The sequence below is a fragment of the Streptomyces sp. NPDC001002 genome (genome assembly GCF_053599215.1).
This window is the reverse complement of the sequence record NZ_JBSFLV010000222.1, coordinates 1-11,923: the sequence shown is the minus strand read 5'-3', so window position 1 is coordinate 11,923 and position 11,923 is coordinate 1. Positions and strand designations below refer to the sequence as shown.

At 69.7% G+C, this 11,923-nt stretch carries 10 protein-coding genes and 1 pseudogene; 1 reads left to right on the top strand and 10 read right to left on the bottom strand.

Annotation, left to right across the window (positions count from 1 at the left end; translation table 11 throughout):
* From ACWDR3_RS45190 to pyrR, 10 genes and pseudogenes are all read right to left on the bottom strand, one after another.
* A pseudogene (locus ACWDR3_RS45190) lies at positions 1-121 on the bottom strand (guanylate kinase); the annotation flags it as partial.
* A 59-nt stretch (positions 122-180) separates the two neighbouring features.
* Positions 181-504 carry an integration host factor gene (locus ACWDR3_RS45185; protein WP_003977346.1) on the bottom strand — a complete coding sequence of 108 codons (324 nt, stop codon included), beginning with the start codon at positions 502-504 and terminating at the stop codon, positions 181-183.
* Between the two features lie 361 nt (positions 505-865).
* Positions 866-1,711, bottom strand: coding sequence for an orotidine-5'-phosphate decarboxylase (pyrF, locus tag ACWDR3_RS45180; RefSeq protein ID WP_450358527.1), 846 nt, complete (start codon positions 1,709-1,711; stop codon positions 866-868).
* Positions 1,708-2,814 (bottom strand): quinone-dependent dihydroorotate dehydrogenase, encoded by a 1,107-nt coding sequence (locus ACWDR3_RS45175; RefSeq protein WP_450358526.1) that lies wholly within the window; start codon positions 2,812-2,814, stop codon positions 1,708-1,710. Before ACWDR3_RS45175 ends, pyrF begins: the two co-directional genes overlap by 4 nt.
* A gap of 51 nt (positions 2,815-2,865) precedes the next feature.
* The gene (gene carB / locus ACWDR3_RS45170) at positions 2,866-6,174 is read right to left on the bottom strand and encodes a carbamoyl-phosphate synthase large subunit (protein ID WP_450358525.1); all 3,309 of its coding nucleotides are present in this window, start codon (positions 6,172-6,174) and stop codon (positions 2,866-2,868) included.
* Complete coding sequence (carA, locus tag ACWDR3_RS45165; RefSeq protein ID WP_450358524.1) at positions 6,167-7,324, bottom strand: glutamine-hydrolyzing carbamoyl-phosphate synthase small subunit; 1,158 nt, start codon at positions 7,322-7,324, stop codon at positions 6,167-6,169. The genes carB and carA overlap by 8 nt, the downstream gene beginning before the upstream one ends.
* Positions 7,321-7,896, bottom strand: a complete 576-nt coding sequence (locus ACWDR3_RS45160; protein WP_450358523.1) for a PH-like domain-containing protein — start codon at positions 7,894-7,896, stop codon at positions 7,321-7,323. The genes carA and ACWDR3_RS45160 overlap by 4 nt, the downstream gene beginning before the upstream one ends.
* Complete coding sequence (locus ACWDR3_RS45155) at positions 7,893-9,179, bottom strand: dihydroorotase (protein WP_450358522.1); 1,287 nt, start codon at positions 9,177-9,179, stop codon at positions 7,893-7,895. The genes ACWDR3_RS45160 and ACWDR3_RS45155 overlap by 4 nt, the downstream gene beginning before the upstream one ends.
* Positions 9,180-9,184: 5 nt before the next feature.
* Complete coding sequence (locus ACWDR3_RS45150) at positions 9,185-10,165, bottom strand: aspartate carbamoyltransferase catalytic subunit (RefSeq protein WP_124002857.1); 981 nt, start codon at positions 10,163-10,165, stop codon at positions 9,185-9,187.
* A gap of 79 nt (positions 10,166-10,244) precedes the next feature.
* Positions 10,245-10,835, bottom strand: coding sequence for a bifunctional pyr operon transcriptional regulator/uracil phosphoribosyltransferase PyrR (gene pyrR / locus ACWDR3_RS45145; protein WP_450358521.1), 591 nt, complete (start codon positions 10,833-10,835; stop codon positions 10,245-10,247).
* Between the two features lie 254 nt (positions 10,836-11,089).
* Between pyrR and bldD the strand changes: the two genes are divergently transcribed.
* Complete coding sequence (gene bldD / locus ACWDR3_RS45140) at positions 11,090-11,593, top strand: transcriptional regulator BldD (RefSeq protein ID WP_124002855.1); 504 nt, start codon at positions 11,090-11,092, stop codon at positions 11,591-11,593.
* Positions 11,594-11,923: the final 330 nt, after the last annotated feature.

The following is an 11,923-nucleotide window of genomic DNA, read 5'->3' as shown; positions in this document are numbered from 1 at the left end:
GTTCCTTGCGCATATGGGCGACGACCGTGCTCTTACCGACCCCTGAAGGGCCGGAGAGCACGGTCAGCCGCGGACGTACGTCCGGGGGCTCGGGGGTCGTCCCCCGGAATGTTGCAGCCATGCAGCGATTATTCCAGCAATCCCGGACTGCCCGGGACTCCCTGTCTCAGCGATCGGGACTCAGGAGCCGGTGCTGCCGAACTCACGCTCCAGGGAAGCGATCTGGTTGGAGCCGAGGCCGCGCACTCGGCGGCTCTCGGAGATGCCGAGTCGCTCCATGATCTGCTTGGCGCGGACCTTGCCCACGCCGGGCAGCGACTCGAGCAGCGCGGAGACCTTCATCTTGCCGATGACGTCGTTCTCCTGGCCCTGCTTGATGACCTCGTGCAGGGAGGCGCCGGAGTGCTTGAGTCGATTCTTGACCTCGGCCCGCTCCCGGCGAGCCGCGGCGGCCTTTTCGAGCGCGGCTGCGCGCTGTTCAGGGGTAAGGGGCGGAAGAGCCACGCCTACGTCACCTCGGATGTCGAACTGTCGGATACGGACCGGTGAGGAACCTAGTCGCCCCACACCTGGGGAGCTACGAGCAACACGCTTGCCCGTTAACTCTGCTCGGAGACTAGCGGCCAAGTACGCCAGAGTCAGCGAGAACAGCGGAAAAGTCCTGGTCAGCCTCTGCCAGGCCGGACATTTAGGACATAATGCCCCGGATTTGAGGATGTATTCAGGCTCAAGCGCTCCCCGGACCGCCGCCGAGCCACTCATCGGAGGACTCCGACGACCAGCTCGAACGCCCGCGACGACCGTCGCGAAAGCCTCATACGGTCACGAGCCTCACGCAGCCGCGAAACTCACCCGGTCATGAGCCTCACGCGGTCGCGAGCGCGGCCCTGATCTCCTCGGCGAAACGATCCGCGGACGCCCGCAGCGCGCCGGCGTCGGGCCCGTGCCGCAACACACCCCGGCTGACGTTCGGGACGACGTTGGGCAGCGCGCCCCCGAACACCCCGGGAAGGTCGGCCGGCGTGGCCCCCTGGGCACCCACACCCGGCGCGAGCAACGGGCCGTTGATCTCCAGGTCGTACGACGACAGGTCGCCCAGCGTGGCGCCGACGACGGCCCCGAAGGAACCGAGCGGCTCCTCCTCCGCGTTCTCGGCCGCCAGGTGGGCCAGCATCGTCGCGCCGACGTTCCGCCCGTCCGCGCGGACGGCGTGCTGCACCTCGCCGCCCTCCGGGTTGGAGGTCAGTGCGAGCACGAACAGGCCCGCGCCGCTCTCGCGCGCCAGCTCGATCGCCGGCGAGAGCGACCCGTAGCCGAGATACGGCGACACGGTCAGCGCGTCCGAGAACAGCGGGGAGTCCTTGCGCAGGAAGGCCTCGGCGTACGCGGCCATGGTCGAGCCGATGTCGCCGCGCTTGGCGTCCATGACGACCAGCGCACCGGCCGCCCGCGCATCCTCGACCGTCTTCTCCAGGACGGCGACACCACGCGAACCGAAGCGCTCGAAGAAGGCGCTCTGCGGCTTGAAGACGGCGACCCGCTCGGACAGCGCCTCGACGACCGTGCGGCTGAACCGCTCCAGGCCCGCCACATCGTCGTTGAGGCCCCACTCGGTGAGCAGGGACGCGTGCGGGTCGATGCCGACGCACAGCGGTCCGCGCTCGTCCATGGACCGGCGCAGCCGCGCGCCGAAGGGTTCGAGAGGACTCATACCGGCTTCCTTACGTCGGCGCCGACCGCGTCGGCGAGGGTGGCGTACGGGCTCGTGCGCAGGCGCGCGGCGAGCCCCTTGTGAATGGCGCGGCCCCAGAAGGGCCCCTCGTAGATGAACGCGCTGTAGCCCTGTACGAGCGTGGCGCCCGCCAGGATGCGCTGCCAGACGTCCTCGGCGTTCTCGACACCGCCGACGCCCACCAGGGTGATGCGGTCGCCCACGCGCGCGTAGAGGCGGCGCAGCACCTCCAGGGAGCGTGCCTTCAGCGGGGCGCCGGACAGCCCGCCGGTCTCCTTCACCAGCGAGGGTTCGGATGTCAAACCGAGGCCATCGCGCGCGATGGTGGTGTTCGTGGCGATGATCCCGTCCAGGCCGAGTTCGACGGCCAGGTCGGCGACGGCGTCCACGTCCTCGTCGGCGAGGTCGGGCGCGATCTTCACCAGGAGCGGGACGCGGCGGACGGTGACCGTACGGTCGGCCGCCTCGCGCACCGCGCTCAGCAGCGGGCGCAGCGCCTCGGTGGCCTGGAGGTTGCGCAGTCCGGGCGTGTTGGGCGAGGAGACGTTCACGACCAGGTAGTCGGCGTACGGCGCGAGGCGCTCGGTCGACTTCACGTAGTCGCCGACGGCCTCCGCCTCCGGCACGACCTTCGTCTTGCCGATGTTGACGCCCACGACGGTCCTGAAGACCGGCTCACGGGCCGCCAGACGGGCCGCCACGGCCAGCGAGCCCTCGTTGTTGAAGCCCATGCGGTTGATGAGCGCGCGGTCCGGTACGAGGCGGAAGAGCCGCTTCTTGGGGTTGCCGGGCTGCGCCTCCCCCGTGACCGTGCCGATCTCGACGTGGTCGAAGCCGAGCATCGTCATGCCGTCGATCGCGACCGCGTTCTTGTCGAAGCCGGCGGCGAGCCCGAAGGGGCCGTGCATACGCAGCCCGAAGGCCTCCGTGCGCAGCTCCTTGTGGCGGGGCGCGAGGGCGGCGGCGACGAAGGTGCGCAGCACCGGGACGCGGACGGCGAGGCGGATCCAGCGGAAGGCGAGGTGGTGGGCCTGCTCCGGGTCCATCCGCTTGAAGACGAGATTGAAGAAGATCTTGTACATGGTGTCCTCATGAAGAGGGGGACACCGTTTCCGGTGTCCCCCTCTTGGCTGCTAGTCGCGGGCCGCGGTCAAGTGTTCGGCGTGTTCCTGGAGCGAACGGACGCCCACGTCACCGTGGTTGAGGGCGTCGATGCCCTGGACGGCGGCGGCGAGCGCCTGGACCGTCGTCAGGCACGGGACCGACCGCGCCACGGCCGCCGTACGGATCTCGTAGCCGTCGAGGCGGCCGCCGGTGCCGTACGGAGTGTTGACGATGAGGTCGACGTCGCCGTCGTGGATGAGCTGGACGATGGTCTTCTCACCGTTGGGGCCGGTGCCCTCGGACTGCTTGCGCACGATCGTGGCGTTGATGCCGTTGCGCTTGAGGACCTCGGCGGTGCCGGAGGTGGCGAGCAACTCGAAGCCGTGGGCGACCAGTTCGCGGGCCGGGAAGATCATCGAGCGCTTGTCGCGGTTGGCGACCGAGATGAAGGCGCGGCCCTTGGTCGGCAGCGGACCGTAGGCGCCCGCCTGCGACTTGGCGTACGCCGTGCCGAAGACGGAGTCGATGCCCATGACCTCGCCGGTGGAGCGCATCTCCGGGCCGAGAACCGTGTCGACACCGCGCCCGTGGATGTCCCGGAAGCGCGACCACGGCATGACCGCCTCCTTGACGGAGATCGGCGCGTCGAACGGCAGCTCGCCGCCGTCGCCGTTGGCCGGCAGCAGTCCCTCGGCACGCAGTTCGGCGACGGTCGCGCCCAGCGAGATGCGGGCGGCGGCCTTCGCGAGCGGCACCGCGGTCGCCTTGGAGGTGAAGGGAACCGTGCGGGACGCACGCGGGTTGGCCTCCAGGACGTAGAGGATGTCGCCCGCCAGCGCGAACTGGATGTTGATCAGGCCGCGCACGCCGACGCCTTTGGCGATGGCCTCCGTCGAGGTCCGCAGGCGCTTGATGTCGAAGCCGCCCAGGGTGATCGGCGGCAGGGCGCACGCCGAGTCGCCGGAGTGGATGCCGGCCTCCTCGATGTGCTCCATGACCCCGCCGAGGTAGAGCTCCTGGCCGTCGTAGAGCGCGTCGACGTCGATCTCGATGGCGTCGTCGAGGAAGCGGTCGACCAGGACCGGCCGGGAGGGGCTGATCTCGGTCGACTCGGCGATGTAGGACTCCAGCCGGGTCTCGTCGTAGACGATCTCCATGCCGCGGCCGCCGAGGACGTACGAGGGGCGGACGAGGACCGGGTAGCCGATCTCGTCGGCGATGGCCTTGGCGCCCACGAACGTGGTGGCGGTGCCGTGCTTGGGGGCCGGCAGGCCCGCCTCGGCGAGCACGCGCCCGAAGGCACCGCGGTCCTCGGCGGCGTGGATGGCCTCCGGCGGGGTGCCGACGATGGGCACCCCGTTGTCCTTGAGGGCCTGCGCCAGACCGAGCGGGGTCTGGCCGCCGAGCTGCACGATGACACCGGCGATCGGTCCGGCCTGCTGCTCGGCGTGGACGATCTCCAGCACGTCTTCGAGCGTGAGCGGCTCGAAGTACAGGCGGTCGGAGGTGTCGTAGTCCGTGGAGACGGTCTCGGGGTTGCAGTTGACCATCACGGTCTCGTACCCGGCGTCGGACAGCGCGAAGGAAGCGTGGACGCAGGAGTAGTCGAACTCGATGCCCTGGCCGATGCGGTTGGGCCCGGAGCCCAGGATGATGACGGCCGGCTTCTCGCGCGGGGCGACCTCGTTCTCCTCGTCGTAGGACGAGTAGAAGTACGGGGTCTTCGCGGCGAACTCGGCGGCGCAGGTGTCGACCGTCTTGTAGACCGGGCGGATGCCGAGCGCGTGCCGGACCTCGCGCACGACGTCCTCGCGCAGGCCGCGGATCTCGCCGATCTGCTGGTCGGAGAAGCCGTGCCGCTTGGCCTCGGCGAGCAGTTCCGGGTCCAGCTTGTCGGCGGCGGCCAGCTCGTCCGCGATCTCCTTGATGAGGAAGAGCTGGTCGACGAACCAGGGGTCGATCTTCGTGTACTCGAAGACCTCCTCCGGGGTGGCGCCCGCCCGGATCGCCCCCATGACGGTGTTGATCCGGCCGTCGGTGGGCCGTACGGCCTCCTCCAGGAGCTGGACCTTGTCGCCGGGCTCGCCGACGAAGGTGAACTGGCTGCCCTTCTTCTCCAGGGAGCGCAGCGCCTTCTGGAAGGCCTCGGTGAAGTTCCGGCCGATGGCCATCGCCTCGCCGACCGACTTCATGGTGGTCGTGAGGGTCGAGTCCGCCGAAGGGAACTTCTCGAAGGCGAAGCGCGGGGCCTTCACGACGACGTAGTCGAGGGTCGGCTCGAAGGAGGCCGGGGTCTCGCGCGTGATGTCGTTCGGGATCTCGTCGAGGGTGTAGCCGACGGCGAGCTTCGCGGCGATCTTGGCGATCGGGAAGCCGGTCGCCTTGGAGGCCAGCGCCGAGGAACGCGACACGCGCGGGTTCATCTCGATGACGATCACCCGGCCGTCGACCGGGTCGATCGCGAACTGGATGTTGCAGCCGCCGGTGTCGACGCCGACCTCGCGGATGATCGCGATGCCGATGTCCCGCAGGTTCTGGTACTCGCGGTCGGTCAGCGTCATCGCCGGGGCCACGGTGATCGAGTCGCCGGTGTGCACGCCCATGGGGTCGAAGTTCTCGATGGAGCAGACGACCACGACGTTGTCGTTCTTGTCGCGCATCAGCTCCAGCTCGTACTCCTTCCAGCCGAGGATGGACTCCTCCAGGAGCACCTCGGTGGTCGGCGAGAGCGTGAGGCCCTGGCCCGCGATGCGGCGCAGTTCCTCCTCGTCGTGCGCGAAGCCGGAGCCGGCGCCGCCCATGGTGAAGGAGGGGCGTACGACGACCGGGTAGCCGCCGAGGGTGTCGACGCCCTTCAGGACGTCGTCCATGGAGTGGCAGATCACCGAGCGGGCGGACTCGCCGTGCCCGATCTTCTGGCGGACGGCCTCGACGACGCCCTTGAAGAGGTCGCGGTCCTCGCCCTTGTTGATGGCCTCGACGTTGGCGCCGATCAGCTCGACGCCGTACTTGTCGAGCGTGCCCGCCTCGTGCAGCGAGATGGCCGTGTTGAGGGCGGTCTGACCGCCCAGGGTGGGCAGGAGGGCGTCGGGGCGCTCCTTGGCGATGATCTTCTCGACGAACTCCGGGGTGATCGGCTCGACATAGGTGGCGTCGGCGATCTCGGGGTCGGTCATGATCGTCGCCGGGTTGGAGTTCACCAGGATGACGCGCAGGCCCTCGGCGCGCAGGATGCGGCACGCCTGCGTACCCGAGTAGTCGAACTCGGCGGCCTGGCCGATGACGATCGGGCCGGAGCCGATGACCAGGACGGACTGGATATCGGTGCGCTTAGGCACGCTGGCCCTCCATCAAAGACGTGAAGCGGTCGAACAGGTAGGCCGCGTCGTGCGGGCCCGCCGCAGCTTCGGGGTGGTACTGGACGGAGAAGGCGGGCTGGTCGAGCAGCTGGAGCCCCTCCACGACGTTGTCGTTCAGGCAGACGTGGGAGACCTCGGCGCGGCCGAACTTCGTCTCGCTGACCTGGTCGAGCGGCGCGTCCACGGCGAACCCGTGGTTGTGCGCGGTGACCTCGACCTTGCCGGTCGTACGGTCCTGGACCGGCTGGTTGATGCCGCGGTGGCCGTACTTCAGCTTGTAGGTGCCGAAGCCGAGGGCGCGGCCGAGGATCTGGTTGCCGAAGCAGATGCCGAACAGCGGGGTCCGGCGCTCCAGGACGGCGGTCATCAGCGCGACCGGGCCGTCGGCGGTGGCCGGGTCGCCCGGGCCGTTGGAGAAGAACACGCCGTCCGGCTCGACGGCGTAGACGTCGTCCACGCTCGCGGTGGCGGGCAGCACGTGCACCTCGATGCCGCGCTCGGCCATGCGGTGCGGGGTCATGCCCTTGATGCCGAGGTCGACGGCGGCGACGGTGAACCGCTTCTCGCCGATCGCGGGGACGACGTACGCCTCCTTGGTGGCGACCTCCTCGTACAGCGAGGCGCCCTTCATCTGCGGCTGGGCCTGCACCTGCTCGACCAGTTCGGGCTCGGGGACGAGCGCCTCGCCGGAGAAGATGCCGGCGCGCATCGAGCCGCGCTCGCGCAGATGCCGGGTCAACGCGCGCGTGTCGATGCCGGAGATGCCGACCACGCCCTGCGCGACGAGTTCGTCGTCCAGGGAGCGCTTGGCCCGCCAGTTGGACGGCACGCGCGCGGGGTCACGGACGACGTAGCCGGAGACCCAGATGCGGGCCGACTCGTCGTCCTCGTCGTTCCAGCCGGTGTTGCCGATCTGCGGGGCGGTCGCGACGACGATCTGACGGTCGTACGACGGGTCGGTGAGGGTCTCCTGGTAGCCGGTCATCCCGGTGGAGAAGACGGCCTCGCCGAAGGTCACCCCCACGGCCCCGTAGGCACGGCCGCGGAAGATCCGGCCGTCCTCCAGGACGAGTACGGCGGGAGCTGCCTTGTGCCTCTGCGAGGCCGCTCCCTGGATGGAGGTCGTCATCGTGCGCCTTCCGTCTTGTTGATCATGCTGTTCAGAGTCTCGACCCACTCGGCGTGCTCGGCCGCGTGGTCGCAGCGGAACCCGGAGTCGATCAGCTTGTCGCCATGCGCCCAGGTGACGATCAGCAGACCGCCCTCGCTGAGCACCTTCCCGGCGATGCCCTTGCCGAGCAGGGCCTCGCGCAGCGCCTCGGCCGGGATGAAGAAGTCGCTGGCTCCGGGGCGTACGACATCCAGGCCCGCGTCCGTCAGGGTCAGCTCGACCCGGCTGCGGGTGCCCAGGCCGTGCGCCACGATGCGGTCCAGCCACTGACCGGCGGTGGTGGAGCCGTGGTAGCGGCCGCTCATCGTCAGTTTCGCCGGACCGGGCTCGTCCGGTGCGGTGGGCAGCTCGGGCAGGTCGCCCTGGAGCGTGCCGCGCCACTTCCAGCCCTCGCGCATCAGCCAGTAGACGAGCGCGACGAAGAGGCCGAGGCCGACGAGCCAGCCGATGCGGGCGGCCCAGTCGGTGACGTCGGCCGACTTCTTCTCGGCGGCGAGCGATGCGGCGGCGAGCAGAGTTGCAGATGTCACGTGAGCTTCCCGTCGACGAGCGTGGCCTTGCCCCGGAGCCACGTGTGCGTCACACGGCCCGGCAGCTCACGCCCCTCGTACGGGGTGTTCCGGCTGCGCGAGGCGAAGCCCGCGGGGTCCACCGACCCACGGTATGCCGTGTCGACGAGCGTGAGGTTGGCGGGCTCACCAGCCGAGACGGGACGGCCGTGCCCCTTGGCCCGCCCGATCTCGGCGGGCTTCACGGACATGCGCGCGGCGACCCCGGCCCAGGTGAGGAGCCCGGTGTCCACCATGGTCTCCTGCACCACTGACAACGCGGTCTCCAGGCCCACCATCCCCATGGCGGCCGCGGCCCACTCGCAGTCCTTGTCCTCGTGCGGGTGCGGGGCGTGGTCGGTGGCGACGATGTCGATCGTGCCGTCGGCGAGCGCCTCGCGCAGGGCGAGCACGTCCCGCTCGGTGCGCAGCGGGGGGTTGACCTTGTAGACCGGGTTGTACGTCCGCACCAGCTCGTCGGTGAGCAGGAGGTGGTGCGGGGTGACCTCGGCGGTGACGTCGATGCCGCGGGACTTGGCCCAGCGGACGATCTCGACGGAGCCTGCGGTCGAGAGGTGGCAGATGTGGACGCGGGAACCGACGTGCTCGGCGAGCAGGACGTCCCGGGCGATGACCGACTCCTCGGCCACCGCCGGCCAGCCGCCCAGGCCCAGCTCGGCGGAGACGACGCCCTCGTTCATCTGGGCGCCCTCGGTCAGCCGCGGCTCCTGCGCGTGCTGGGCGACGACCCCGCCGAAGGCCTTCACGTACTCCAGCGCCCGGCGCATGATCACGGCGTCGTCGACGCACTTGCCGTCGTCGGAGAAGACGGTGACCCCGGCGGCCGACTCGTGCATGGCACCCAGCTCGGCGAGCTTGCGGCCCTCCAGGCCGACGGTGACGGCGCCGATGGGCTGCACGTCGCAGTAGCCGTGCTCCTGGCCGAGCCGGTAGACCTGCTCGACCACGCCTGCGGTATCGGCGACCGGGAAGGTGTTGGCCATGGCGAACACGGCCGTGTAGCCGCCGGAGGCCGCCGCGCGCGTGCCGGTCAGCACGGTCTCGGAGTCCTCGCGGCCGGGCTCACGCAGATGGGTGTGCAGGTCGACCAGGCCCGGCAGGAGCACCTTGCCTGCGGCCTCCACGACCTCGGCGCCCTCCTCCGAAAGCCCCGTACCGACGGCCTCGATGACCGAGCCGTCGATCAGGACGTCCTGCGCCTCGCCGCCGAGCACCTTCGCACCACGGATCAGGATCTTGCTCATGGGTCTTACTTCTCCTCGATGGTGCGGGCGTGGGAGACGGCGGGTTCGTTGCCGCCGAGCAGCAGGTACAGAACGGCCATCCGGATGGAGACTCCGTTTGCGACCTGCTCGATAGCGGTGCAGCGCTCGGAGTCGGCGACCTCGGCGGTGATCTCCATGCCGCGGACCATCGGCCCGGGGTGCATCACGATGGCGTGCTCGGGCATCTTCGCCATGCGGTCGCCGTCCAGGCCGTAGCGCCGCGAGTACTCGCGCTCGGTCGGGAAGAAGGCCGCGTTCATGCGCTCGCGCTGGACGCGCAGCAGCATCACCGCGTCGCTCTTGGAGAGCGTGCTGTCGAGGTCGTACGACACCTCGCAGGGCCAGGACTCGACGCCGACCGGCACCAGCGTGGGCGGGGCGACGAGGGTGACCTCGGCGCCGAGGGTGTGCAGCAGGTCCACGTTGGAGCGGGCGACCCGGCTGTGCAGGATGTCGCCGACGAGCGTGATCCGCTTGCCGTCCAGGTCCTGCCCTATCCCGGCGTCCCGCCCGATCAGGCGGCGGCGCATGGTGAAGGCGTCAAGGAGGGCCTGCGTGGGGTGCTGGTGGGTGCCGTCGCCGGCGTTGATGACGGCCGCGTCGATCCAGCCGGAGTTTGCCAGGCGGTAGGGCGCTCCGGAGGCGCCGTGCCGGATGACGACGGCGTCGACACCCATCGCCTCCAGGGTCTGGGCGGTGTCCTTGAGGGACTCGCCCTTGGAGACGCTCGACCCCTTGGCGGTGAAGTTGATGACGTCCGCGGAGAGGCGCTTCTCGGCGGCTTCGAAGGAGATACGCGTGCGCGTGGAGTCCTCGAAGAAGAGGTTGACGACGGTACGGCCGCGCAGGGTCGGCAGTTTCTTGATCGGCCGGTCGGCGACCCGGGCCATCTCCTCGGCGGTGTCGAGGATCAGGACGGCGTCGTCGCGGGTGAGGTCGGCGGCCGAGATGAGATGACGCTGCATCTGTCAGGCTCCGTAAGGCAATTCAGGAGTTTTCGGGCATACGGGCATACGTGAGCGCACTGCGGCGGGAGCCGGAGTGCTACTGCGACGCGCCCGGGGCGGCCGGCTTCGCACCGAGCAGCACGGTGTCGCGACCGTCCTCCTCGGCGAGCAGGACCTTGACCGTCTCCCGCAACGACGTGGGGAGGTTCTTGCCGACGTAGTCGGCGCGGATGGGCAGTTCGCGGTGGCCGCGGTCGACCAGGACCGCGAGCTGCACCGCGCGCGGGCGCCCGATGTCGTTCAGGGCGTCGAGAGCGGCGCGGATGGTGCGGCCGGAGAAGAGCACGTCGTCGACGAGGACGACCAGGCGGCCGTCGATGCCGTCACCGGGGATCTCCGTACGGGCCAGCGCACGCGGCGGGTGCATGCGCAGGTCGTCGCGGTACATGGTGATGTCGAGGGAGCCGACCGGGATCTTGCGGTCGGTGATCTCCTCCAGCTTGACGCCCAGCCGCTGGGCGAGGAAGACGCCTCGGGTCGGAATGCCGAGGAGCACCACGTCGTCGGCACCCTTGGCGCGTTCGACGATCTCGTGGGCGATGCGGGTCAACACCCGCGCGATGTCCGGCGCTTCGAGCACGGGCCGGGCATCGGAGGCGTACGTGTCGTGCTTGTCCTGCTTGTCCATATGAAACGGACCTCCTTCTCCGCCTCACGGGACGGACGTTAAAGGACGTCGGATTTGCGCCATCCACGGTAGCAGGCCCGGACGACGTCCCTGATCACCCCCCTGGCGTAATCGGCCACCGGTTCCCCAGAAGAGGCGGTGTGGACCATTCGGCTTGACGGGCGAGAGTCACGCTGCGTAACCTCACAGTGAGTTACCAGACGCGCGGCTCGGAAACACCATCGGTCGCGTCGATCCAGTGTCCGGGGAGCTATATGTCCAGCGAATACGCCAAACAGCTCGGGGCCAAGCTCCGGGCCATCCGCACCCAGCAGGGCCTTTCCCTCCACGGTGTCGAGGAGAAGTCCCAGGGACGCTGGAAGGCGGTCGTGGTCGGGTCGTACGAGCGCGGTGACCGTGCCGTGACCGTGCAGCGCCTCGCCGAGCTGGCGGATTTCTACGGTGTGCCGGTGCAGGAGCTGCTGCCGGGCACGACCCCGGGCGGAGCCGCCGAGCCGCCGCCGAAGCTGGTCCTCGACCTTGAGCGGCTGGCCACGGTGCCGGCCGAGAAGGCGGGCCCGCTGCAGCGGTACGCGGCCACGATCCAGTCCCAGCGCGGCGACTACAACGGCAAGGTGCTGTCGATCCGCCAGGACGACCTGCGCACACTCGCCGTCATCTACGACCAGTCCCCCTCGGTCCTCACCGAGCAGCTGATCAGCTGGGGCGTCCTGGACGCGGACGCCCGCCGCGCGGTGGCCTCCCACGAGGAGAACTGAGCCGCACAGCGCTTGAGCAGAAACGTGCCGCCGGGGTGGCCGGAACTTTAGGGTTCCGGACGCCCCGACGTTCTTTTGTCGGTCCTCCATCGCCGTTCACGTCTCAGGAGACGTGAGGGCAGCTCCCAGGGGCGCGGGGCTGTGTCGATATGCGGCTCCGCCGCGCGGGCGCGACAAGCCACACACGGCCCGCAGCCGCCCTACAAGAACGCCACCCACCCCCAGGGGCGACAAGCACATCCGCGGGGCGGTCGCCGCCGCCGACCGCTCCCGCCTTTCGTACGCGCTTTTTCTTGCTTGACAAAGCACATGACGGCCCGGGCATACTCG

What these genes read in the sequence shown, in the direction of transcription:
- ACWDR3_RS45150 (WP_124002857.1), bottom strand. Translation starts at nt 10,165, where the DNA reads ATGCAGCGTCATCTCATCTCGGCCGCCGACCTCACCCGCGACGACGCC.
- carA (WP_450358524.1), bottom strand. Translation starts at nt 7,324, where the DNA reads ATGACGACCTCCATCCAGGGAGCGGCCTCGCAGAGGCACAAGGCAGCT.
- pyrF (WP_450358527.1), bottom strand. Translation starts at nt 1,711, where the DNA reads ATGAGTCCTCTCGAACCCTTCGGCGCGCGGCTGCGCCGGTCCATGGAC.
- bldD (WP_124002855.1), top strand. Translation starts at nt 11,090, where the DNA reads ATGTCCAGCGAATACGCCAAACAGCTCGGGGCCAAGCTCCGGGCCATC.
- ACWDR3_RS45155 (WP_450358522.1), bottom strand. Translation starts at nt 9,179, where the DNA reads ATGAGCAAGATCCTGATCCGTGGTGCGAAGGTGCTCGGCGGCGAGGCG.
- ACWDR3_RS45175 (WP_450358526.1), bottom strand. Translation starts at nt 2,814, where the DNA reads ATGTACAAGATCTTCTTCAATCTCGTCTTCAAGCGGATGGACCCGGAG.
- pyrR (WP_450358521.1), bottom strand. Translation starts at nt 10,835, where the DNA reads ATGGACAAGCAGGACAAGCACGACACGTACGCCTCCGATGCCCGGCCC.